Source organism: Mycobacterium sp. 852013-50091_SCH5140682, from assembly GCF_001665685.1.
Taxonomy (GTDB): domain Bacteria; phylum Actinomycetota; class Actinomycetes; order Mycobacteriales; family Mycobacteriaceae; genus Mycobacterium.
Window position 1 is genome coordinate 68,472 of the sequence record NZ_LZTB01000057.1, and the last position, 22,893, is coordinate 91,364.

Annotated in this window: 27 protein-coding genes; 3 read left to right on the forward strand and 24 right to left on the reverse strand. The window is 67.2% G+C overall.

Features of this window, described 5'->3' with window-relative positions:
- Both phaZ and A5784_RS17125 read left to right on the forward strand, forming a co-directional pair.
- Nucleotides 1-807 carry a poly(3-hydroxyalkanoate) depolymerase gene (gene phaZ, locus A5784_RS17120; RefSeq protein WP_232006085.1) on the forward strand — a complete coding sequence of 269 codons (807 nt, stop codon included), beginning with the start codon at nucleotides 1-3 and terminating at the stop codon, nucleotides 805-807.
- Between the two features lie 18 nt (nucleotides 808-825).
- Nucleotides 826-1,752 carry an LLM class flavin-dependent oxidoreductase gene (locus tag A5784_RS17125; protein ID WP_064946210.1) on the forward strand — a complete coding sequence of 309 codons (927 nt, stop codon included), beginning with the start codon at nucleotides 826-828 and terminating at the stop codon, nucleotides 1,750-1,752.
- Here the strand turns inward: A5784_RS17125 and A5784_RS17130 are convergent.
- From A5784_RS17130 to A5784_RS17240, 23 genes are all read right to left on the reverse strand, one after another.
- Nucleotides 1,749-3,419, reverse strand: coding sequence for an FAD-binding dehydrogenase (locus A5784_RS17130; RefSeq protein ID WP_064946105.1), 1,671 nt, complete (start codon nucleotides 3,417-3,419; stop codon nucleotides 1,749-1,751). The two genes, A5784_RS17125 and A5784_RS17130, sit on opposite strands and share 4 nt — an antisense overlap.
- A gap of 166 nt (nucleotides 3,420-3,585) precedes the next feature.
- Nucleotides 3,586-4,029 carry a 50S ribosomal protein L15 gene (gene rplO / locus A5784_RS17135; protein WP_064946106.1) on the reverse strand — a complete coding sequence of 148 codons (444 nt, stop codon included), beginning with the start codon at nucleotides 4,027-4,029 and terminating at the stop codon, nucleotides 3,586-3,588.
- Entirely contained in the window at nucleotides 4,026-4,208 is a 183-nt protein-coding gene (rpmD, locus tag A5784_RS17140) for a 50S ribosomal protein L30 (protein ID WP_018601819.1), read from the reverse strand. The genes rplO and rpmD overlap by 4 nt, the downstream gene beginning before the upstream one ends.
- Nucleotides 4,209-4,210: 2 nt before the next feature.
- A complete protein-coding gene (gene rpsE / locus A5784_RS17145; protein ID WP_064946107.1) occupies nucleotides 4,211-4,879 on the reverse strand; it encodes a 30S ribosomal protein S5 in 669 nt (222 codons plus the stop codon).
- Between the two features lie 25 nt (nucleotides 4,880-4,904).
- The gene (gene rplR, locus A5784_RS17150) at nucleotides 4,905-5,318 is read right to left on the reverse strand and encodes a 50S ribosomal protein L18 (protein ID WP_064946108.1); all 414 of its coding nucleotides are present in this window, start codon (nucleotides 5,316-5,318) and stop codon (nucleotides 4,905-4,907) included.
- A 2-nt stretch (nucleotides 5,319-5,320) separates the two neighbouring features.
- Nucleotides 5,321-5,860 carry a 50S ribosomal protein L6 gene (gene rplF / locus A5784_RS17155; protein ID WP_064946109.1) on the reverse strand — a complete coding sequence of 180 codons (540 nt, stop codon included), beginning with the start codon at nucleotides 5,858-5,860 and terminating at the stop codon, nucleotides 5,321-5,323.
- Nucleotides 5,861-5,872: 12 nt separating this feature from the next.
- Entirely contained in the window at nucleotides 5,873-6,271 is a 399-nt protein-coding gene (rpsH, locus tag A5784_RS17160; RefSeq protein WP_029369016.1) for a 30S ribosomal protein S8, read from the reverse strand.
- Nucleotides 6,272-6,605: 334 nt separating this feature from the next.
- Nucleotides 6,606-6,791 carry a type Z 30S ribosomal protein S14 gene (locus tag A5784_RS17165; protein WP_064946110.1) on the reverse strand — a complete coding sequence of 62 codons (186 nt, stop codon included), beginning with the start codon at nucleotides 6,789-6,791 and terminating at the stop codon, nucleotides 6,606-6,608.
- A 4-nt stretch (nucleotides 6,792-6,795) separates the two neighbouring features.
- A complete protein-coding gene (gene rplE / locus A5784_RS17170) occupies nucleotides 6,796-7,359 on the reverse strand; it encodes a 50S ribosomal protein L5 (protein ID WP_062827997.1) in 564 nt (187 codons plus the stop codon).
- Between the two features lie 2 nt (nucleotides 7,360-7,361).
- A complete protein-coding gene (gene rplX / locus A5784_RS17175) occupies nucleotides 7,362-7,679 on the reverse strand; it encodes a 50S ribosomal protein L24 (protein WP_029369081.1) in 318 nt (105 codons plus the stop codon).
- Nucleotides 7,680-8,048: a 50S ribosomal protein L14 gene (gene rplN / locus A5784_RS17180; protein ID WP_018601827.1), complete on the reverse strand. Its 369-nt coding sequence runs from the start codon at nucleotides 8,046-8,048 to the stop codon at nucleotides 7,680-7,682. It lies immediately after the preceding gene.
- A 199-nt stretch (nucleotides 8,049-8,247) separates the two neighbouring features.
- Nucleotides 8,248-9,369 (reverse strand): YeiH family protein, encoded by a 1,122-nt coding sequence (locus A5784_RS17185; RefSeq protein ID WP_064946211.1) that lies wholly within the window; start codon nucleotides 9,367-9,369, stop codon nucleotides 8,248-8,250.
- A gap of 5 nt (nucleotides 9,370-9,374) precedes the next feature.
- The gene (locus tag A5784_RS38815; protein WP_197514778.1) at nucleotides 9,375-9,521 is read right to left on the reverse strand and encodes a hypothetical protein; all 147 of its coding nucleotides are present in this window, start codon (nucleotides 9,519-9,521) and stop codon (nucleotides 9,375-9,377) included.
- A 99-nt stretch (nucleotides 9,522-9,620) separates the two neighbouring features.
- Nucleotides 9,621-10,997 carry an amidase gene (locus tag A5784_RS17195; protein WP_064946112.1) on the reverse strand — a complete coding sequence of 459 codons (1,377 nt, stop codon included), beginning with the start codon at nucleotides 10,995-10,997 and terminating at the stop codon, nucleotides 9,621-9,623.
- Nucleotides 10,994-12,484, reverse strand: a complete 1,491-nt coding sequence (locus A5784_RS17200; protein ID WP_064946212.1) for a hypothetical protein — start codon at nucleotides 12,482-12,484, stop codon at nucleotides 10,994-10,996. Before A5784_RS17200 ends, A5784_RS17195 begins: the two co-directional genes overlap by 4 nt.
- Before the next feature lie 165 nt (nucleotides 12,485-12,649).
- Nucleotides 12,650-13,075, reverse strand: a complete 426-nt coding sequence (locus tag A5784_RS17205) for a RidA family protein (RefSeq protein WP_064946113.1) — start codon at nucleotides 13,073-13,075, stop codon at nucleotides 12,650-12,652.
- Nucleotides 13,065-14,663: a gamma-glutamyltransferase family protein gene (locus A5784_RS17210; RefSeq protein WP_064946114.1), complete on the reverse strand. Its 1,599-nt coding sequence runs from the start codon at nucleotides 14,661-14,663 to the stop codon at nucleotides 13,065-13,067. The genes A5784_RS17205 and A5784_RS17210 overlap by 11 nt, the downstream gene beginning before the upstream one ends.
- Nucleotides 14,663-15,016 carry a Rieske (2Fe-2S) protein gene (locus A5784_RS17215; protein ID WP_064946115.1) on the reverse strand — a complete coding sequence of 118 codons (354 nt, stop codon included), beginning with the start codon at nucleotides 15,014-15,016 and terminating at the stop codon, nucleotides 14,663-14,665. The genes A5784_RS17210 and A5784_RS17215 overlap by 1 nt, the downstream gene beginning before the upstream one ends.
- A gap of 12 nt (nucleotides 15,017-15,028) precedes the next feature.
- Nucleotides 15,029-16,471: an aldehyde dehydrogenase family protein gene (locus tag A5784_RS17220; RefSeq protein ID WP_064946116.1), complete on the reverse strand. Its 1,443-nt coding sequence runs from the start codon at nucleotides 16,469-16,471 to the stop codon at nucleotides 15,029-15,031.
- Nucleotides 16,468-17,694 carry an NAD(P)/FAD-dependent oxidoreductase gene (locus A5784_RS17225; RefSeq protein ID WP_064946117.1) on the reverse strand — a complete coding sequence of 409 codons (1,227 nt, stop codon included), beginning with the start codon at nucleotides 17,692-17,694 and terminating at the stop codon, nucleotides 16,468-16,470. The genes A5784_RS17220 and A5784_RS17225 overlap by 4 nt, the downstream gene beginning before the upstream one ends.
- Nucleotides 17,691-18,044: a Rieske (2Fe-2S) protein gene (locus A5784_RS17230; protein WP_064946118.1), complete on the reverse strand. Its 354-nt coding sequence runs from the start codon at nucleotides 18,042-18,044 to the stop codon at nucleotides 17,691-17,693. Before A5784_RS17230 ends, A5784_RS17225 begins: the two co-directional genes overlap by 4 nt.
- A 35-nt stretch (nucleotides 18,045-18,079) precedes the next feature.
- Nucleotides 18,080-18,799 carry an iron-containing redox enzyme family protein gene (locus A5784_RS17235; RefSeq protein WP_064946119.1) on the reverse strand — a complete coding sequence of 240 codons (720 nt, stop codon included), beginning with the start codon at nucleotides 18,797-18,799 and terminating at the stop codon, nucleotides 18,080-18,082.
- 125 nt (nucleotides 18,800-18,924) lie between these two features.
- Nucleotides 18,925-19,377, reverse strand: a complete 453-nt coding sequence (locus A5784_RS17240) for a GlcG/HbpS family heme-binding protein (protein ID WP_036429084.1) — start codon at nucleotides 19,375-19,377, stop codon at nucleotides 18,925-18,927.
- 182 nt (nucleotides 19,378-19,559) lie between these two features.
- On the opposite strand from A5784_RS17240, the gene A5784_RS17245 reads away from it, so the two are divergent.
- Nucleotides 19,560-21,227, forward strand: coding sequence for a PucR family transcriptional regulator (locus A5784_RS17245; RefSeq protein ID WP_064946120.1), 1,668 nt, complete (start codon nucleotides 19,560-19,562; stop codon nucleotides 21,225-21,227).
- Here the strand turns inward: A5784_RS17245 and A5784_RS17250 are convergent, their stop codons facing one another.
- On the reverse strand, nucleotides 21,228-22,595 hold the full coding sequence (locus tag A5784_RS17250; protein WP_064946121.1) for an MFS transporter: 1,368 nt from the start codon (nucleotides 22,593-22,595) through the stop codon (nucleotides 21,228-21,230).
- Nucleotides 22,596-22,893 lie beyond the last annotated feature (298 nt).

Sequence of the window (22,893 nt, forward strand, 5' to 3'; positions counted from 1 at the left end):
ATGACCGAGACGTACATCGCCGCAGGCGGCCAACGCATCCGGGTGGATGTCCGCCCCGGCACCGGTGTCCCACTGGTGCTGTGCAACGGGATCGGCGCGAGCTTGGAGGTGCTCGACCCGTTCGTCGCGGCGCTCGATCCCGATCTGACGGTGATTCGGTTCGACGTGCCGGGCACGGGTGGCTCCCCGGTCTCGGCGCTGCCGTACGGCTTTCCCTATCTTGCCTGGGTGCTGGGTCGGGTGCTGACGAAGCTCGGTTTCGACGTCGTCGACGTCCTGGGCCTGTCCTGGGGCGGGGCGCTGGCCCAGCAGTTCGCGTTCCAGAACCCGCGCCGATGCCGGCGTCTGGTACTGGTGGCGACGGGCACCGGCGCGCTCATGGTGCCTGCCCACCCGCGGGTGCTGGCGAAGATGTTGACGCCACGACGATTTCGGGATCCGGAGTATCTGTCGACCATCGCCGGTGAGCTCTACGGTGGCGCGGCCCGTGATCACGGTTTCGACATCGCCAAGATCTTCGGCACCCAGCTGCACGCCGGGTCGAAGATGGGCTATCTGCACCAGTTGCTGGCAGGCACCGTCTGGACGAGCCTGTTCGCACTGCCTGCGATCCGCCAACCCACGCTGCTGGTGGCCGGCACCGACGATCCCATCATCCCGATTGCCAACGCGCACATCATGAGTCGGCTGATGCCGCACGCGGAGATGCTGACCCATCCGGGCGGTCACGTCGACCTGGTCGCCAACGCCGATCAGCTGGCCCCGGCGATCAGCAACTTCTTGGAGGAGCCCGGGGATCGCGCCTGAGGCCGTACCGTGGTGTGGGTGAGATTCTCGATTTCGATACCGCAGCTGGTGACCGGTCGATTCGACGATGAGGGTCTGAAGGCCTACCTGGCCCGCGCCGAAGAGTTGGGGTTCGAGGGCGGCTGGACCATGGAGCAGACGATCGGCGAGGCCCCGGGCGTCGCGCCACTAGAGCTGTTGTCCTACGCGGCGGCCTGCACCACGCGGCTTCGGCTGGGCGTCGCGGTGCTCATCACGTCCCTGCACGATCCGCTGCAACTCGCGTCGGCCATCACGGCCGTCGACCAGCTCAGCCACGGGCGCCTCGACGTCGGAGTCGGGCACGGCGGCAATTTCCGGCCGTTCGCCGCGTTCGGCGTGGACCGCGCCACGTTCGTCAGTTACTTCAACGAGGGCTTGGAGCTGATGAAGGCGGCCTGGTCCGACGAGCCGCGCATCACGTTCCACGGCCAATTCCGCGACGTGGAGGACCTGCCGATCCAGCCGAAGCCCGTGCAACGCCCGCATCCGCCGATCTGGTTCGGTGGCACCGCGCCCAATGCGCTCGCCCGCGCGGTCCGGTACGGGGACTCGTTCCTCGGAGCAGGGTCGTCGACCACCGCCACATTCGCCGAGGCGGTGCAGACGGTGCGCCGGGAACTCGACGAGCAGGGCAAGGATCCCGCCGGCTACACCATCGGCAAGCGGGTCTATCTCATGATCGACGACGACCCCGCCCGCGCACGTGAACGGGTTCTCGACGGGCTGCACCGGATCTACGGTCAGATGCCCGGCATCGAGGCGGTCCCGGTGTCGGGCACGCCTGCCGACGTGGTGCGCGGGCTGCAGGAGGTGGCGGACGCGGGTGCCCAGATGGTCGTGCTCAACCCGGCCGGCGCGAACGTCGCCGAGGATCGTGAGCAGATGGAACGCCTGGCCGCCGAGGTCATTCCGCACCTCAGCTAGAGGGCTTCGGCCGCCGCCTGCCCGGCGGCACGCCCGGAGAAGATGCACCCACCCAGGAACGTGCCCTCGAGCGCGTTGTAACCATGCACGCCGCCGCCACCGAACCCGGCGGCCTCGCCCGCGGCATACAGCCCGGCGATGGCCTGACCGTCGGTCCGGAATGCACGCGACGACAGATCAGTCTGAATGCCGCCCAACGTCTTTCGAGTCAGGATGTGCAGTTTGACGCCGATCAGCGGGCCCGCGGACTGATCGAGGATGCGGTGTGGCGCGGCGACCCGGGCCAGGCGGTCGCCGAGGTAGCGCCGTGCGTTGCGGATGCCTTGCACCTGAGCATCTTTGGCGAACGGGTTGGCGAATTGCAGGTCACGCGACTCGATCTGCGCCCGGATGGCTTTCGCGTCCAGCAGCGGCGCGTCGGTGAGCGCGTTCATCTTGGCGACAAGCGATTCGAGATCGTCGGCGACGACGAAGTCGGCACCGTGGCGTTTGAACGCCTCGACCGGGCCCGGCGCCGAGCGACTCAGCAGCCGCTCACGCAGCATCGCAGACCGGTTCTTGCCAGTGATGTCAGGATTCTGCTCCGACCCCGAGAGCGCGAACTCTTTCTCGATGATCTTCTGGGTCAGGATGAACCAGGAATGGTCGTGCCCCGCGATATCGGGATCGGTGCGGAGATGACGCAAGGTGCCCAGGGTGTCGTAGCCGGGCAGATACGGCGCGGGCAGCCGACGGCCGATCGCGTCGAACCACATCGATGACGGTCCGGGCAGGATCCGGATCGCGTGGTCGGGCCAGATCGGATTCCAGTTCTGGATGCCTTCTGTGTAATGCCACATGCGGTCCCGGTTGACCAGGCGCACACCGGCGTCGGCAGCGATGTCGAGCATGCGACCGTCCACGTAGGCGGGCACACCGGTGATCATCGACCGCGGGGGCGTGCCCATGCGGGACGGCCAATAGCGCCGCACCATTTCATGGTTGGCGCCGATCCCGCCCGAGGCGACGACGACGGCCTGCGCGCTCAGTTCGAAATCTCCGACAACGTCGCGGTTGGACGGCGCACCGCGCGGTGCGTCGTCGGGGGCCAGCACCACGCCGCGGACGCCGGTGACGGCACCATCGGTGAACACCAGCTCGTCGACGCGGTGCCGGTGATGGAAGGTGACCAGCCCGTCAGTCGCCGCGGCGAGTGCCGAATTCACAAAGGGCTCAACGATTCCCGTGCCTGTACCCCAGGCGACGTGAAACCGGGGCACCGAGTTGCCGTGACCGTCGGCGCGCAGGTCGCCACGTTCGGCCCAGCCCACGGTCGGCACGAAGGTGATGCCGTGCTCGGAGAGGTACGCGCGTTTCTCGCCGGCGGCGAACTCCACGTAGGCGCGGGCCCACTGGGCGGCCCAGGCGTCTTCGTCGTCGACCCGGTCGAACGCGGCGCTGCCCTGCCAGTCGTTCCACGCGAGCTCGAGCGAATCCTTGATCCCCAGGCGGCGTTGTTCGGGGCTGCCGACGAGAAAGATCCCGCCGAACGACCAGAATGCCTGGCCGCCGAGGTTGGCCGCGTTCTCCTGATCGACGACGGCGACTTTCTTTCCGCGCCGGGTCAATTCACGGGTGGCGACCAGCCCGGCCAGTCCCCCGCCCACCACGATCACATCGGCATCCACAGCCGCGCCTCCCGTCCCGCTCGTATCCGTATTCAATACGAACTCACCGCGAGCGTGAAACCTCTGCGAGAAATCGCGTGGGATCTCGCAGACGATTCACAATCGAGGATGGGGCGGCAACGGAAAAGGGCCCTCGCCGAAGCGAGGGCCCTTTGCACGTCGAAACTTACAGCTCGGTGGCCGAACCGCCTGCAGCGGTGATGGCCTCACGGGCGCTGCCGCTGAACTTGTTGGCGGTGACGTCGACCTTGACGGCCAGCTTGCCGTCGCCGAGAACCTTGACCAGGCTGTTCTTGCGAACCAGGCCCTTGGCCACCAGCTCGTCGACACCGACGGTGCCGCCCTGCGGGAAAGCCTTGCTGATGTCGCCGACGTTGACGACCTCATACTCGGTCCGGAAGCGGTTCTTGAAGCCCTTGAGCTTCGGCAACCGCATGTGGATCGGCATCTGGCCACCCTCGAACGTCACCGGGACGTTCTTGCGGGCCTTGGTGCCCTTGGTACCGCGACCGGCGGTCTTACCCTTGGAGCCCTCACCACGACCAACGCGGGTCTTGGCGGTCTTCGAGCCCGCAGCCGGCTTCAGGTCATGAAGCTTGATAACGCTCATTTGACTTCCTCCACCTCGACGAGGTGATGCACAACATTGATCAGACCGCGGGTCTGGGCGTTGTCCTCACGAACCACGGACTGACGGATCTTCTTCAGTCCCAGGGTCCGCAGGCTTTCGCGCTGCTTCCAGCGTGCGCCGATGATCCCGCGCACCTGGGTGATCTTGAGCTCTGCCATGGTTATGCCGATCCCTCACGCGCGGCTGCAGCAGCCAGCGCTTCGCTCTCGCGTCGGGCCCGCAGCATGCCGGCCGGCGCAACATCCTCGATGGGCAGACCGCGACGGGCCGCCACCTCTTCCGGACGCTGCAGCAGCTTCAGCGCGGCAACGGTGGCGTGCACCACGTTGATCGCGTTGTCGCTACCCAGCGACTTGGCCAGGACGTCGTGCACCCCAGCGCATTCCAGCACCGCGCGGCACGCGCCACCGGCGATGACACCGGTACCGGGGCTTGCGGGGCGCAGCATCACCACACCGGCTGCGGCCTCACCCTGCACCGGGTGGGTCACGGTGCCGCCGATCAGCGGAACCCTGAAGAAGCCCTTGCGCGCTTCCTCGACACCCTTGGCGATGGCGGCCGGAACTTCCTTGGCCTTGCCGTAGCCCACACCCACCATGCCGTGACCGTCGCCGACGATCACCAGAGCGGTGAAGCTGAACCGACGGCCACCCTTGACCACCTTGGACACGCGGTTGATGGTGACCACGCGCTCGATGTAGTTGCTCTTCTCACCACGGTCGTCGCCGCGGCCACGGCCACCACGGTCATCGCGGCGGCCCCGGCCGTCGCGGTCACCACGACCGCCACGGTTGTCCTGCGCCGAACCGGCGCTAGCCTGCTCGGCCATTATGCAGTCCTCTCGTTAACAGTCATCAGAATTTCAGCCCACCCTCTCGCGCGGCGTCGGCCAACGCGGCGATGCGGCCGCCGTAGGTGTAGCCACCACGGTCGAACACGACGGCCTCGATGCCGGCGGCCTTGGCGCGCTCGGCGATCAGCTGACCGACACGGACGCTGTGTGCCTTCTTGTCGCCGTCCACCGCGCGGACGTCGGGCTCGATCGACGAGGCCGCCGCCAGGGTGACGCCTTCCAGATCGTCGACGAGCTGGACATGGATGTGCCGGGCCGACCGGTTGACCACCAGACGCGGGGTCTGGGCGGTGCCGGCGACCTTCTTGCGCAGCCGGGCGTGGCGGCGCAGACGAGAGTTGCGACGGGTCTCAGAGATGTTCTGGCCCACCGGCTTACGCTTGGCGTTTTCTGCAGTAACAGTTTTGGGAGCCATGGTTACTTACCTGTCTTTCCGACCTTGCGGCGGATCTGCTCACCCTCGTAGCGAATGCCCTTGCCCTTGTACGGGTCCGGGCGACGCAGGCGACGGATGACAGCGGAGATCTGGCCGACCTTCTGCTTGTCGATACCCGACACCGAGAACTTCGTGGGCGTCTCCACCGCGAAGGTGATGCCCTCGGGAGCCTCGATCAGAACCGGGTGGCTGTAGCCCAGCGCGAACTCCAGGTTCGAGCCCTTGGCCACAACGCGGTAACCGACGCCGAAGATCTCCATCTTGCGGGTGTAGCCCTCGGTCACACCGGTGACCAGGTTGGCGATCAGGGTGCGAGACAGTCCGTGCAGCGAGCGGTTGCGCCGCTCGTCGTCGGGACGGGCCACCACGATCGCGCCGTCATCGTTGCGCGACACGGCAATCGGCTCGGCGACATCGAGCACCAGGGTGCCCTTGGGCCCCTTCACCGAAACGTTCTGACCGTCGATGGTCACGTCGACTCCGGCGGGAACCGGAACCGGCTGCTTTCCAATACGCGACATATCTGCTTCCCCCTACCAGACGTAAGCGAGGACTTCGCCGCCCACGCCCTGTCGAGATGCCTGGCGGTCGGTGAGCAGGCCCGAGGACGTGGAGATGATCGCCACACCCAGGCCACCGAGAACGCGCGGCAAATTGGTGGATTTTGCGTAAACCCGCAGACCGGGCTTGCTCACGCGACGCAGGCCGGCGATGCTGCGCTCACGGCTGGGGCCGTACTTGAGCTGCACCACCAGGGACTTGCCGACGCGGGCGTCCTCAGTGCGGTAATCGGAGATGTAGCCCTCTTTCTTGAGGATCTCGGCGATGTTCGCCTTGATCTTCGAGTGGGGCAGGGTCACCTCATCGTGGTACGCCGAGTTGGCGTTGCGCAGACGTGTCAGGAAGTCTGCGATCGGATCCGTCATTGTCATGACAGCGTCAATCAACCTCTCCCGCTGCGGTTCCCATACAGCGCGCTCGCACCGGTTCCCGTAAGGGGCCTGGCACATCGCACGGTGGGCCTACTGCGAAGTGTTCATCCGTATCTGACCGGGTTCGGTCAGGGGTCGTACGTCAGCAGTGACACCTGTGGGCGGCACATACCGACTCGCCTGGGCAAAGAGCCACAGGCAACCGGTCAAGTGTAGACAACCGGCAGCTCAGAGCCAAATCTGCGAGACGAGCTCGCCGACTGGGCCCCGAACACCAGCAGCACCCCGCGGGTCCCGGATGGCCGGGTCACGGGGTGCTGCCGTCAGTGCGTTGTTACCAGCTGGACTTCTGCACGCCGGGCAGCTCGCCCGCATGTGCCATCTCGCGCAGGCAGATACGGCACAGCCCGAACTTGCGGAAAACCGCGTGCGGACGACCGCACCGCTGGCAGCGCGTGTATGCGCGGACCGCGAACTTGGGCTTCTTGTTGGCCTTGTGGACCAGAGCCTTCTTTGCCATGTGCTCAGTTCTCCTTGAAGGGGAAGCCCAGCGCCCGCAGCAGCGCACGGCCTTCGTCGTCGTTGGTCGCCGAGGTGACGACGGTGATGTCCATGCCGCGGGGCCGGTCGATGGAATCCACGTCGATCTCGTGGAACATCGACTGCTCGTTCAGACCGAAGGTGTAGTTGCCGGTGCCGTCGAACTGCTTGGCCGACAGGCCGCGGAAGTCGCGGATACGGGGCAGCGCGATGGAGATCAGTCGGTCCAGGAACTCCCACATGCGGTCGCCGCGCAGCGTGACGCGGGCACCGATGGGCATGCCCTCGCGGAGCTTGAACTGGGCGATGGACTTACGAGCCTTGCGGATCTCGGGCTTCTGACCGGTGATCAGGGCCAGGTCGTTGACCGCGCCGTTGATCAGCTTGGCGTCGCGGGCGGCGTCACCGACACCCATGTTGACGACGACCTTGACCACGCCGGGGATCTGCATGACGTTGCCGTACTCGAACTGCTGCTGCAGCGACTCGCGGATTTCGTCGCGGTAGCGCTGCTTGAGCCGGGGAAGGGTCTTCTCTGCGGTGGTCATAGTCAGATGTCCTTGCCGTTGCGCTTGGAGACGCGAACCTTCTTGCCGCTCTCCTCATCGACGCGGTAGCCGATGCGGGTCGGGTTGCCGTCGGAGTCGACCACCATCACGTTGGACACGTGGATCGGCGCCTCCTGAGTGACGATGCCGCCCGATGAGGCCCCACGCTCGTTCTGCGACTGCGCGGTGTGCTTCTTGATCCGGTTGACGCCCTCGACGAGGACCTTGTTGCGCTCCGGGTAGGCGACCAGGACCTTGCCCTTGGCGCCCTTGTCCTTACCGGAGACCACCAGAACGGTGTCGCCCTTGTGGACCTTCATTTACAAAACCTCCGGGGCCAGCGAGACGATCTTCATGAACTTCTTCTCGCGCAGTTCGCGACCGACCGGCCCGAAGATGCGGGTGCCGCGGGGGTCGTTGTCGTTCTTGATGATGACTGCGGCGTTCTCGTCAAACTTGATGTAGCTGCCGTCGGCGCGACGACGTTCCTTGACGGTGCGCACGACGACGGCCTTCACGACGTCACCACGCTTGACGTTGCCGCCGGGGATGGCGTCCTTGACGGTCGCCACGATGATGTCGCCGATGCCGGCATAGCGTCGCGACGAGCCACCGAGCACGCGGATGCACAAGATCTCCTTGGCACCCGTGTTGTCGGCGACCTTCAACCGCGATTCCTGCTGAATCACTCGATCTCCTGACCTGGGTTTTTATGCACGCCAGATTCCGACCTGGACGTGCGCGGTCTTTGTTGACTATGGATACGCCAGACTGATCTCAGAACAGCAACCAGCCAGGGTCTACCCAAGACAACCCCTACATAGTAGGCGAGCTCGGGCAGTGCGCCAAATCGCTGCAGGTCCGGCCCACAGTCGCTACTGGCTCAATCTACGCGCCGCCCACACCCCAGTGCAGCACGCGCGAGGTCAGCAGCACCAGGGCGAGCGAAACGATGGCGACCACCACGAGCCCGATCACGGCGACGACGAGCGGACGCCACCCGGTGCGTGCGATCTGACGGATGTCGGTGGACAGGCCCACCCCGGCGAAGGTCAGCAGGAACGCCCACTTGGAGATGTTGCCGACGTTGGTCAGCTGCCCCTTGCTCAGCAGGCCCGCCGTCGCCACCGCCGACACGGCGAGGAAGCCGAGGACGAACTTCGGGAACTTCTCCCATACGAAGGCGGCCTTGGCCCGCACGCCGGGAGCCAACTCGTCGGCCTCCCCCTTGGATGCCCAGTACAGCGCGAAGCCGAGCACGACGAAACCGATGAGGGCGTTGCGTACGGACTTGACGAGCACCGCGATCTTGCCCGCCTCATCGGAGAAGAGATAACCGGTGGCGGTGGTCTCGGCGGTGTTGTCGACCGCGAGGCCCGCCCAGAGGCCGAACTCGTGATCGCTGAGCCCGATCGCATGCCCCAATGGCGGCAGCGTGAACAACGCCACGGCACCGAGCGCGAGGATCGCCGCGATCGCGTAGCTGACGTCGGAATTGCGGGCCCGGATGGCGCCCTTGGACGCGATGATGGCCGACACCCCGCAGATCGAGGTACCGATGGCCAGCAGGGAACCGAGCTTGCCGGACAGCCCGAACAGGCGCGCGGCGAGGATGATGATGGTGCCCGCCACCGTCATGTCGACCAGGATCTGCACGAGGCTCGTGGCGCCGAGCTTGAGCACGTCGCCGAGCACGAAGCGGGACCCGAGAGCCACGATCCCGACCTTCAGCCAGAACTGGTAGGTCAGTACACCGGGACGGAAAATCCTATGTAGCCCAACGGTGTTGGCGATCACGAGGCCGATGAGAATGGCCCACAAGACATACTCGATGTCGGGCACCCGCCAGTGCTGATGTTTGGCCAAGGCCAGCCAGCCCACCTCGGCGTATTTGCCGGCCACCCCCACAGCGACAAGCAGCAGCAGGCCGGGGAGGTAATCCAGCGGACGCGTGCTGGTGAAATCCGACGCCGACTCGTCGGCGAGATCACGATCGGCAACGGTGCTCATGCCGGTCACCAGGGGATCTTCGGCAGCACCCCGGCAACCGCGAGCGCGGTCACCGCGAGGCCGAGAATCGTTGCCCACCAATCGGATCCGATGCGGGCCAACAATCCCCGCTCGGATACCGCAGCGTTGTCTGCGGGTGTGCCCTCTGCCACCGTGCGCTCCTCCCAGTCGGACCGTCGGCACCCGGCCGACGCCGGGCTCATCCTGGCGCGCGCGTGGGTTCAGGACCTACATATCGGATCGCGGTGAATCTAGGCAGGGCGCGCGGAGGCGGGAGCGATGTCTTCCATCGCTGCGGCAACCGCGAGTACCACGCAGTCCGCGTGCCGCCTTCCGACGATCTGCAGCCCGACCGGAACCCCGTCGACCGTACCTGCGGGCACCGAGATGGCCGGCTGCCCAGTGAGATTGAACGGGAAGGTGACAGCGATGGAACCCCAATGGTCGACAGGGCGTCCGGCGACCTCGGTCGGCATCGGCCCCTCTGCGGCGAATGCGGGCACTTGGGTTGCCGGGGTCAGCAGCAAGTCGAAGCGTTCGAATGCCTCTGCGAAGGTGGCCACGAGCCGGGCCCTGGTGTCGTGCGCATCAGCGAGGGCATCGGCGTCCACGCTCGTCGCGGCATCCAGATAGCCACGCAGCGTGGAATGTAGTTGACGCCCCCGCGGGGCCGTCCGAAGCTGCGCGTAGACGTCGGGCGCCGAGAGCGTCCGGTAGGCCGCACCGCACTGCTCGTCGACCCGTACGCCCGCGGGCACGACGACGGCGCCGATGGCGGCGACGAGCTTGTCCGCCGCGGCCGCCACGACCTCTGCCACACGTGGGTCGCACGGCGCGTTGCCGAGATCGGCGGCGAAGGCGACGCGCAATCCGCGCAGGTCGGCGCCGAGGCACTCTTCGAACTTGGCCGGTGCGGGCAGCGATGCCCGGTCGAACGGATCGATGCCGCACACGCAGTCGAGGAACCGCGCGGTGTCACGGACCGTGCGGGTCAGAGCGCCGTAGTGGTCGTTGTCGGCCGCGCCTCGGTGCCGCGGGCCGCGCGGCACCAGACCGTAAGTGGTCTTGAAACCCACCAGGCCGCAGTAGGACGCCGGGATACGCAGGGAGCCCGCACCGTCGGTGCCGGTCGCGATCGGCACCAGTCCGGCCGCGACCGCAGCCGCCGACCCGCCGCTGGAACCGCCGGGGGTCAGCGCGAGGTTCCATGGATTGCGGGTCACGCCATGCAATTCCGATGCGGTGTAGGACGCGCGCCCGAATTCCGGTGAGGCCGTCAGACCCACGGGGACCGCGCCGGCCGCCACGGCCCGCGTCACGAGCGTGCAGGTGTGGTCGGCGAAGCGCTCGGCGTAGAGCGCGCTGCCCATCGCGAACGGCCAGCCGGCCACTGGGTGAAGTTCCTTGACGCCCAACGGGACTCCGGCCAGTGGGCCAGGATCTTCGCCACGGGCCACCATCTCGTCCACGGCATGCGCCCGCGCGAGTGCGTATTCGGCGTCCACGTGTACGAACGCACCGAGCGCGCGGTTGCGTTGCTCGATGCGGTCCAGCGCGTCCTGGGTCACTGTGGCCGCGGCCAGTTCCCCGGACCGGACGAGATCGGCGATCTCGACAACGCCGGTCACAGCAGCACCATCGTCGCGAACGCGGTGGCCACGACGAGGCCGGTGACCACTGGGAGGAACAACCGCCGGGCCAATTCGACCACCGAGACACCCGTGAGTCCGGCGACGACGATCAGCGACGACCAGATCACCAGCGTGCCGCCGCCGGTCCAGCTGGCACCGTTCTGTGCGATCGCGGCGAGCGTCGCGACATCCGCCGTGCCGTCACCGAGGGTGCCGGCCAGCGAGCCGGTGAACGGCAGCCCCGGCCAACCGTTTCCGTCCAGACCGATCAGCATGCCGACGAGCAGCATCGCGAACGACGCGAACACCGGAACGTGTGGAATGTGGGGCTGCACTGCGGCGACGGCGTCGAACAGGAATGCCGGAGCGTGCGCATCCTCGGGCAGCCCGAGGATGCCCGCCGAATAGTCCGCGAGCCCGACATAGACGAATCCCGCGACGGGGATCACCATGCCCATGGTGCGGAACGAGAATGCCACGCCCTCGGTGAAGTGGGTGCCGACGTCGTCGAGCCAGCCTTTCCGTTTGGCCAGCAACGAGATCGCCACGAGTGTGAGTGCCGCGGTACCGCCGACGAGCGGCGCGCCCAGCCCCTCGTCGATATCGGGCACGATCGTCGTGAACCGGCCCAGCAGCATAAACACGAGCAGCGCGGCGAACAACACGGGCACCGCGACAGCGACCATCAGCGCCTTCGGGGACGGCTTGAGCGCGGGGGTAACCGCCGGTGGGGCCAGGGTGGCCGTTGTGGCTCGGCCGGCTCCGGCCCCGCCAGTTTCGGCCCCGCCGGTTTCGGGCACGGTGCCACCGGCCTCGGCGATGGGCAGCGTGACGGCCGCCGTCTGGTCGGGGTCGATCATCTTGGTCCGCACATCGCGCAGGTAAGCCAGCGCCAACGCCACGGCGCCTGCGATCAACGCGATGATCGTGGCCCGGTCCGCGATCAATCTGGCGGGCACGTCGGCGCCTTCGGCGGACAGCGCAGGCGCCACACCCATGATGTAGTCAGAGCTCAGCGCCATGCCCTGCCCGGCAATCGCGATCGCCAGAGCCGCACCGAGCGCCGGCAGGCCCGCGCGCACCGCGGCGGGCAGCAGGATCGCGGCGATCAGCGGTAGCACGGGCGTGGGCCAGAACGCCAGCGACAGCAGGAAAGTCACCACCGCCAGCACCAGATACGAGATGTGGCCGTTGCGGAACAGCCCACTCAGCGGCCGGATCATGATGGTGTCGGCGCCCAGCGCACGCATCGCCCCGAGCATCGCGGTGACGAGTGCGATGATGATGAAAATCGGTAGCAGTTCCCGTGTTCCGGCGATCGACGCGTTGAACACCGCGCCAAGCCCCATGGTGAAGCTACCCTGGTAGATGAAGCCGGTGAGGAACGTGGCGATCAATGCCGGCGCGATGACGTTCTTCTTCGCGACGACCGTGCCGATCAGTACAACAAGGCCGAGCAGGTAGACCCAGTGGGCTGCGGACAACGGCTTCACCTTCCGTTCGGTCAGGTTGATCAGGCTGTCTGCGGCTCACGTAAAGCGGTGATGTTCAGCAGATCTCGTGATTCTGATGCACCTGGCGCTGCTGGACAACACGAATTGCGCACATTCGCGGGCGAGCTTCACTGTGCACCATGACCACCACACATATCACGAAACCGCTGCGATCAAATCGATTTCGACAGGCGCACCGGACGGCAGACATCCGACGCCGATCGCTGCCCGTACGGGCAGCGCAGCCTCGCCGCATGCCGACCGGATCGCCGCCGAGGCTCCGTCGGCCACTGCAGACAAGTCGTGAAACGTTGGTGCACAAGCGATGTACACCGTCATGCGCAGGCATCGGACGATGGCTCCCGACGCGACCGCGCGTACCGCCGCCAGCGCGTTGTCCGCGGCGATTCCCGCAGCGACGAATGCCTGCTCGGCAGACACTGATTCGCCGACCACCCCGGACATCACCAGAACGCCCTCCCTGCGCGGTGTCATGCCCGCGGTGTAGACGATTCCGTCGTGCTCTACGGCGGGACGGTAGTCGCCTTGCGGCTGCGGTGCGGCGGCCCGGTCAGTCGACACCGATCGCCACCCCCTCCTGACGGGGATCCGCCGCGCCACTGAGCACACCGCGTTCGTCGCGGCAGATCACCTGGGCGCTGCCGCCTGCACCCCACGGAGACTGCGTGACGACGCGGTGCCCCGCGGCACGCAGCTGATCGCGAATGTCCTCCGGGATCCTCGCTTCAACCCGCAGCTCGTCGGGCGCACCGACCACGTCTGCGTCCGAACCGGGGAACACCGTGAAGCGGGGTGCTTCCACCGCGCCTGCCGGGTCGAGCCCGTGGTCGAACAGGTGGGAGATCAGCTGCATGTTCCACTGCACCTGGCCGTCCCCGCCGGGGATGCTGCCGAGCGCGAGCAGCTCCCCCGCCTCGTCGGTGGCGATCCACGCGTTGAGCGTGTGCAGCGGTTTGCGCCGCGGCGCCACCTCGTTGGGGTGGTCGGGGATCAGGTACGCCCCGCGGCCGAGCCGGTTGTTGAGCACCACACCCGTTCCGGGCACGGTGAGCGCCGCGCCGAAGGTGAATCCGAGCGAGTGGATGAACGTGACCGCGCGGCCCTCGTGATCCACCGCGACCGTGCACGTGGTGTCGCCGTCGTTCACGGCGTAGGCGCGCCGGTCTTCGGCCGCTGCGGCGAGCGCGCGACGTTGCCGTTCGATTCGCTTGGGGTCGAGGACATCTCGCGCACCGGAGGTGTCGCTTCCGCACAGCGCGAATCGGTCCTGGAAGGCGAGCCGCGCGGCGCGGGCCATCCGGTCGATGCCCGCGGCGCCCAGCCAGGGCTCGAATCCGACGACGCCGTCGCACAGAGCCGCCTGCTGCAACACCATCCAGCCGGGGGTCGGCAGCGGCGTTTGGTGGATGGTCGCCCCCGCGTAGCTGCCCGTGATGGCGGGTTCGGGGTCGAGCACGGCACCGGCGGCCCATTCGTCACCGCTGAACGGCGCACCCGCCTCGCGCAGCATCGATACCGCGTGCTGGGCGACGTCACCGGTGTAGAAGTCGGGCGGGTTCTTCGCGAGGCGGCGGATGGTGCACGCCAGATCGGGTTGGCCGAGCCGATCCCCGAGCCGGGCCGGTTCCCCGGTGGGCGCGTATATCGACACGAGGCCTGCGTCCGTCCGGATCGCGGTCAGCGTCTCCCGCACATCGGCAGCGGTCTTGGCCGAGCACGGCAGGCCAGTCTCGGCCAGCCGCGCCACGGGTTCCCACAGCTCGTCGAGCGCCACGGTTGCACCGTGCGCGTGCAGCGCTGCCAACGCGGCGGGCGCCCCGGGCACCGCGACGGCCAGTGCCCCGTGCAACGGTATCGAGGACAGACCTTGATCGCGGTAGAAGTGCGCGGTGCCGCCGTCGGGACCGAATCCGGATCCGTTGATGGTCCACACCCGACCGTCGGGTTCCCGCACCATTGCGAATGCATCACCGCCGATGCCGCATTGCCCCGGCAGCACGAGCCACGTGGTCGCCGCCATGGCGAGCGTGGCATCGATGGCATTGCCGCCGGAGGCGAGCACCCGGGCACCGGCGAAGCTCGCCGCGGGATGACTCGAGCTGACCATACCGCCCACCGACAGCGCAGCCGGCCGCTGGAGGTCCGCCATCATGCGCCTTTGCGCCTGCGGCGCGGCCCGGCGGGCATCTCCCCCGGTTCGACGCCGACGAAGACCTCCCCGTCGCGTTCCTCGACCGGATAGGTCTTGATGGCGACGGTCGCGGGCGGACAGATCGGCTCGCCGGTTTCCAGATCGAATGCGCTGCCGTGGCATGAGCATCCGATGCCGTCGTCGACGAGTTTCCCCGAGGACAACAGACAGTCCAGGTGAGTGCAGTAGTTGGAGGTGGCGTAGGCCTTGCCGTTCAGACGTGCCACCGCGAACTCGTGATCGCCTGCGAAGAATCGCCGCACCATGCCTTCGGGCACTTGCCCGGACCGGGCGACTCGCATGAATTCCATTGCTACTCCTGATCAGACGGCGGGGGTGAGATAGACGGTCTTCTCGAGCGTGTAGAACTCCATGAGCGTGGCGCCCGCCTGCTCCTTGTACGTCTGGGTGCTCGATGCCTTGTACCCGCCGAACGGCGCGTTCATCGCCATGCCGGTCGTGGGCTGGTTGATCTTGACCAGGCCGGTCCTCGATCGATGCGCGAAACGACTTGCGGCAGCGAGGTCGGACGTCACGATTGACGCGCTCAGGCCGTATTCGGTCGCATTGGCCAGGTCGATCGCCTCGTCGAGGGACGCAGCGCGCTGGAAGGCGATCAACGGCCCGAACACCTCCTCGGTCACGATGCGCATGGTGGGCAGCGCATCGGAGAAGACGGCCGGACGCACGAAGTGACCGCGATCGCCCACGGTCGTACCGCCGCAGCGCAGGCTCGCGCCCTCGGCGATACCGGTTTGGACGTAGTACAGGAACTTGTCGAGTTGAGCGGCGTTGGCAAGTGGCCCCATGTTGACGCCGGCCTCGTCGCCCGGACCGACCCGCAGTGCCTGCGCTCTGGCCACCACACGGTCGAGCACCGCATCGTGGACCGCGTCGAGCGCCACGACCCGGCTGGTACCGGTGCAGGCCTGGCCGCTGAGCCCAAACGCGCCCTTCACGATGAGCGCGGCGGCCGCGTCGAGGTCGGCGTCCTCGGCGACCACGACGGGATTCTTGCCGCCCATCTCCAATTGCACACGCCGTTCGGGGCCGACCTGCCGGTGTATCGACCGACCCACATCCGTCGAGCCCGTGAACGTCACGGCCGCGACCCGCGGTTCGGCTACGACGGCTGCGCCCGCGACGCCGTCGCCCTGCAAGAGCGCGATCGCGCCGGGTGGCAACCCGCCCTGCAGCAGTGCCTCGACCAGGCGCTGTCCCATCAGAGGTGTGATCTCGGATGGCTTGAACAGCACCGGGTTTCCCGCTGCAAGTGCGGGTCCGATCTTGCGGGACGGGATGTTGAACGGAAAGTTCCATGGCGTGATCGCCGCGACGATGCCGACCGGCTCACGCATGGTGTAGACCATGCCTTCGCCCGCGGCCGGGTATGTCGCTCCCGTGGCGCGGGTAGCTTCACCGGCGTAGAAGCGCAGGTTCGCCGGCGTCCGGCTGACCTCCATGGTGGCTTCGGCCGTCGTCTTGCCCTCTTCGCGAACCAGCTCGGCGACCAGCGAATCCGTGCGTGATTCCAATTGCGCGGCAGCAGCTTCCAGAATCGCGGCACGCCGCTCTGGCGCGGTCGCCGCCCACTCGGCAGCGCCTTTCTCCAAGGCGTCGACCGCGGTGCGCACGTCGGTCCCGTCGGAGGCCGGGAAGCTGCCGATCACGTCGTCGGGATCAGCCGGGTTGCGCCGCTCGAAGGTGTTGCCGGAGACCGCAGGAACCCACTGGCTGTCGATGAAGTTGGCTCCCGTGAGAGTCACGACGCGACCTCCTCGGTGTCCACCAGTTCCCACAGGTCGGTGTCCTCGTCTTGCAGCAGCGCCCGCGCGATGCTGCGGCCCAACAGTTCTCGGCCGACCATGACGTCTTCGCCGCGGTCGACCGTGAACACGCCACGCAGGACGTCACCGTCGAGGTAGAACGCGGTGAAGTCGAATGCGTCGACGTCGCCACGGACAACGAGCTCGCTGGTTGCGGCACCGAGCAATTGGAGGTTGTGGTCGAACTGATCGGACCAGAACCACGGCGCGTCGTCGTTGACGGCCTCTCGGCCGAGCATCGCGTTGGCGACCGCGGCGCCCTGGCGGTTGGCGTTGTCGAAATGCTCGTGGCGCGCGTGGCGCCCGGCGCGCGCCGAATAACGGCTCGCGACATCGCCCGCGGCGTAGACGTTGGGAATCGAGGCCCGGCCTTGCGCGTCCACCACGATGCCGTGATCTACTGCCAGACCGGAGGCAGCGGCCACGGCGGTATTGGGCGCGATGCCGATACCGACCACGACGGCGTCGGCGTCCACCGACGTGCCGTCCGAGCATGTGATGACGACGCCGTCCGCGGTGGTGTGCAGCGCGTCAACGGCCACACCCGCCCGGACGGACACGCCGCGGTCCCGGTGGACGCGGGCGATCTCGGCTCCCACCCGCGGGCCGACGACACCGGCAAGCGGCACGGCGGCTGCCTCAAGCACCGTGACGTCGACACCCAGAGTGCTTGCCGTCGCGGCAATTTCGAGCCCGATAAAACCGGCGCCGATGATCGCGAGCCGACGCCCAGGAACCAGGGCGGCCCGCAATCGCACGGCCTCGTCGACCGTGCGCAGATAGTGCACGAGGTCGGGCCGGGGTCCGGGCACCGACAGTCGGCGGGGCCGCCCGCCGGTGGCGAACAGGACCGCGTCCGCCTCGATCGCCGGTCCGCCCGCCAGTTCGACGCGGCCGGAGGCTGCATCTACGCGGGCCACCGCGGTGCCTGTCACGAGCTCGATGCCGTTGTCGGCCCGCCACTGAGGCGGCAGGATATCCAGCGAGTCCGAGGTGTCTGCGCCGGACAGGAATTCCTTCGACAACGGTGGCCGCTGATAGGGCGCGTGCGGCTCGTCGCCGATCAGCACGATGCGGCCGTCGAAGCCGCGGCGGCGTAGCGTGCGGGCGGCCACCGCGGCGGTCTGCCCCGCCCCGACAGTGACGAATGTCCGGCTGGTCATGCCTGTGCTTCCTCTCGTTCGCGCCCGGCTGTCGCTGCGCTCGTCCCCGGGTTGACGTAGACGGTGCCGGCTTCGACCCGGACCGGATAGATGGGTTGGCAACGGTCCTGGCTTTCCTCGTATCCGGTTTCCAGGTCGAACTGCCACTGGTGACCCGGGCAGATCACCTTGCCGTGCAACAGCGTCCCCTTGGCCAGCGAGCGGTCTTGGTGGATGCAGCTGTCGGCGAAGGCGTACACCTGCCCCGCCGCCTCGAACAGAGCGATGGCCAGACCGTCAACTTCGACGCGCAGCTTGCGGCGGCGGCCGAGCTCCTTGGTGCTCGACACCGCAATCCAATCCGTGGTCATGGCGCTACCTTTCTGCCGAGGCGGCGGGAGAGGGATCAGACGGACGCCGATTCCAGGTCGGGCGCCACGTAGTAGTCGTAGAGACCCTTGGTGTAGGAGAACCGCATCTCTGCGCCCCACCGCACGAGTTGCAGGCACCGCTGCTGAAGCTGCGGGGTGTCGGCGTGGTCGAGCACGATCTGGTAGCCGCGTTCGCCGTGCACCACGTCGGAGGTGATGTGCAGGTCGAAGAACTCGATCTCGTCCTCGCTGAACCCGTAAACCTCACGCAGCGGCACGATCTGCTTGGTGTAGATGCTCGGCACCTGCGATTCCAGGCCGACCACGAGCGCCGCGGTGGCCACCACGAAGTGCTCGCGCTGCGACACCGCGTAGCACCAGGCCTGCAGGCCCCGCGTGATCGCGTTCATGTTGGACGGATCCTCGATGCGCTCCCGCGTGGTGCCGCACGCCTCGCCGAACTTGATCAGCAGATCGGTGTGACGGATGTCGGCCAGCTCCTCCTCGTACATGTTCTGGAGCGTGAAATCCTTTGCCCCGGTGAACTCGTCGGGAGTATTGGAGTAGATGTTGGCCAGGTAGTCGGCGAACGGGCCGACGTAGTGGTAGTGGTTCTCGGCCCACCGCGCGAAGTGCTGCTTGCTCAGCTTGCCGTCTGCCCACGCCTTGGAGAACGACGCGTTCTTGGCCTCGCGGCCTTTGATCGCATTCTCGAGTTCGGCGCGAAACTCGTCGCGCCCGAGCAGCTGGGTCATCGATGCTTCCTTTCGTGAAATGACTTGGGTGTCAAGGAGATTAGCTAGGTAGCGACGGAACCGGCCATGGTCACAATCACCGGCGCCGCAACCTATGAGCGGGTCATGGTGCACAAAAGTGCGCTTCAGGCCCGCGCAACCGAGGCCGTGAGCGCCTCGAACTCCGCAAGGATCGCGGCACCCACGGCCTTGTCCTGCTCGCCGTTTCCGCCGCTGATCCCGACGCCGCCCACGATCTGGCCGTCGAACACCAACGGGAAGCCGCCGACGAAGATCGCGAACTTGCCCGGCAGCATGTGGCTGATCCCGAAGGCCTCGTTGCCGGGCAACGCAGGCCCGTTGGGTGGTTCGTTGAATAGGTGGGTGGCACGTTCGTGCCCCGCGGCGGTGAAGGCCTTGGCGATCGCGATGTCAACACCCGTGAGGCGGGCACCCGGTAACCGGTGCAGCGCAAGGACATTGCCACCGTCGTCGCAGATGCACAGGGTCTGCTTGACGCCGATTTCCTCGGCCTTGGCGCGACCCGCGGCCAGCAGCGGCAACGCGTCGTCGAGGGTGATGCGGTGAATTCGGTGCATTGATGTCTCGCTCTCTCGCGGCAGTCGTGATCGGCTGACGAGGCATGTCTATCAACGGCAGGATCACAACGGGATGGCTAATATGACCTGGATTGACGGCTGAACCGGGTTACATTGCACATGGTGTCTGTGCTGACAAGTCCGGTAATCGATACAGAACGGCACGAGACGCGAGGTGTGACATGCCGGCAACACCGACCGACAGCGAACGCATGACCGTTGCGGGACTGCTCGACGAGTCGCTCATGTCGAGTGCCCGAGTGGTCGCGGGCGCCGACCGCCTCGGCGTCGAGTTGAGCTGGGTGCTTCCGCTCAACGAGGTTCTGACACAACACGATCCGCTCGACGCCGTCGCGGTCTATGCGCGACCTGAGTCCTTGGTCGGCAACAGTGCCGCGCTGTCGGCGCTCATCGCGCGCGGCGCCACGACCCTGCTGGTGGACGGAGCAATACCGGCCGATGTCGGTCACCTGCCCGAGGGGCTGATCGTCATCGAGTTCGGCATCCCGGTCGGGTTCGCAGCGCTGAATCGGCTGCTCGCCGAACGCGCGCTGAGCCAGGAAGTCCACGTCATGCGGTACTCGACGCATGTGCACGCGTCACTCGCGGGCTTGTTCCACCGCGGTGCCGGGCTGGAAATCCTGGTGCGAGAGGTCTCGAACCTGGCGCGCAATCCGGCGGTGGCGCTCGACGCCCGCGGGCACGTGGTTGCGTGCAACGGTGTCACACCCGATGTGCTGGCACCGCTGGCCGATTCGGTGAGCGCGATGCTCGCGGTCGACCTGCCGGCGTCCGAGCGGCGCTCCGACGGACATGACACCAGGATCCAGCCGGTGACAGGCTTGCACGACAGCGTGTGGACGTGTGTGGCGAGTGCGATCCGGCTCGGGAAGTCGTTCGAAGGCTGGGTGGTGATCCTCGTTCCGACGGCCGAACCCGGTCACCATGATCTGGCCCGCTACGCGGTGCTGACCGAGCAGGCCACCGCGATCGTCGGCTCGGAGATGCTGCGGCAACGCAGCGTCGACGAAGCCGAGGAACGCGCGCGCGGAGATTTCGTCCAGGCCCTGGTGCACGGCAGCTTCTCCAGCGAGCACGACATGCGGGCCCGCGCCGAGCACCACGACATCGAACTCGATTCGCGGTTCGGGGTTTTCGTCGCACCTGGCGTCCTGCCCCGCCGCGTGGACAACCCGACCGCAAGCATGGTCCGGCTTGCGCGCTATGCGGCCGGTGTTGCGCCACACCCGTCGGTGAACGCCTATGTCACGGTGATCGGCGACGTCCTGGTCGTGGTGCGGACACTGCGCAGCGAGGACGCCACGGCGATGCGGGAAGAGATGACCGAGTACGCCCGGGCGATGTCGGTCGAGCTGGAGCGGCGCCGTGGGCTGCGGGAACCGGTTGCCTACGGCAGGCCCGCGCGCGGCGCCGGTGAGGTCAGGGAGAGTTATCGCGAGGCCCGGGTGGCACTCGGGATCGCACGCCGCTTGCACCGCACGGGCCCGACCTCCTACCAGGAATTGCGTGGCTTCACGGTGCTGGCACAGGTGGCCGAGACTCAGGAAAGCCGCCAGTTGGTCCGGGATGTGTTGGGGCCGTTGCGCTCTGCTCCTGACCTGTTAGAAACCTTGAGTACCTATCTGGCCGAGGGCGGCAACGTCAACGCGACGGCACGCGTCCTCAACGTGCACCGCAACACCATGCTGGCCAAGCTGGACCGGGTGTCACGGCTTCTGGGCATGGACATCCGGGTGCCCGAGAACCAATTCACGGTGTGGCTGGCGATCCGCCTCGACCTCCTCGACGAAGTGCGCTCGGCGGTCGACCGGGAGGCCAGCTTCCGCTGATCACACCGGGGCAGGGTCCGGACCGAGAAACGACCCGGCCAGCCCCAGGGTGACTATCACCGCGCAGGCGATGAACACCAGCGGATAGCCGCTGATGTCCAGGGCCACCGCGACCCACGCCGCACCGCACGCCGAGCCGCCGAATCGGACCAGATTGAACAGGCCCAGCCCGGTACCGCGTTCGCCCGCGGGTGCGCGCGTCGCGCCAGTCGCCGCGGGCGTCTGAACCAGCGAGATACCGACCCCGGCGGCCACCAGGACAGCCACCATGGCGGGCAGCAGCAGCCGGTGCTGCGCGACCGTGACGGCCAGACCGACCTGCGCGATCAGCAGCAACACCAGGCCGGTGCGCATGACCCGCCGCGGGCCCAACCGGTCCTGCCAACGACCCACACCAGGACCGAGGATCGCCATGGCTGCGGGCACCGTGAACAACGCGATGCCCGCAGCCGATATCGACACCGAATTGCCGACCAGATACAGCGGGACCGCGAGCAAAGCTGCACCGAGACAAAACATCTGGGCGAACGCCGCCACAGCGCTGCGGGCGAACCGGGATTCGGTCACCAGCCGAACGTCGACGAACGGGTTCGGAATGCAGGTGCAGTGCCACGCGAACCACGCCAGTACGACGACCGCGATCACCACGACGCCGAGCGCGAACCAAGCCGTGACGTCGGGTTGTGACACCAGGGCCAACCCGAGCATGAGCAGTGCCGATCCGATCGTCAACGCGGATGCGCCCGCGAGGTCGAACCGCATCCTGGTCCCGGGATACCGCGGCACATAGCGGAGGGTGCCGACGAAGCCTGCCAGCGCCACCGGCACGAGCGGCACGAATACCCATCGCCAACCCCAGTGGTCGGCCACCAGGCCACCCAGGCTCGGCCCGATCGCCTGCCCGATGCCGTTGGCCGACGCCCATGCACCCATGGCCCTGCCTCGTGACTGCCCCGAGAACATCCAGGCGATCAGGCCCATCACCGCGGGGGCGAAGGCAGCGGCGGCGACCCCGCCGGCGGCTCGCCATGCGATCAGCAGGGGCAACGTCGGCGCGGTCGCCGCGCCGACGGCACAGACCGCCGTCGCCAGCAGTGCCATGCAATATATGCGTCTGCGCCCGAAGCGGTCCCCGAACCAGCCGGCCAGCGGTATGGTCGCGGCGAAGCAGACCAGGAAGCCGACGACGACGAAAACCCCGTTGCCGAGTGGAGCGCCGAACTCGTCGATGATCGCGTTCAGCGGAACATTGACGACATTGTTGCTGAGGGTGCCCACCACTGTCCCCGCCAGCAGCGCCGCCAATCCCAGTGGTGTGCCATCGTCCAGCGCCGGGTCCGGCGGCCCTGCGCTTCGAACATCGGTCATGGTGCGTGTACCCAATCTGGAAGCCGGCGAATTGCGGCCTGAGCCATGGCGTTTGCCAAGTCCTGTCGACCCGCACCAAGCACTGTCTCACCTGGGCCCGGCCAATTGGGGAATCCGTCGGCGCGATACTGCACACCCCGACACGGCCAGACCTGGACAACGTGCACAAGCCGGCGAATCGTTACGTCACGGAAATCGGGCGATACGCCACCGACAAGTTTCGAGCATATTGCACACGGTGAGGCAGTTCCGGATGTGCACTGTAGTCGTTGACCCAGGTCGTGACCGCGCCGAACAT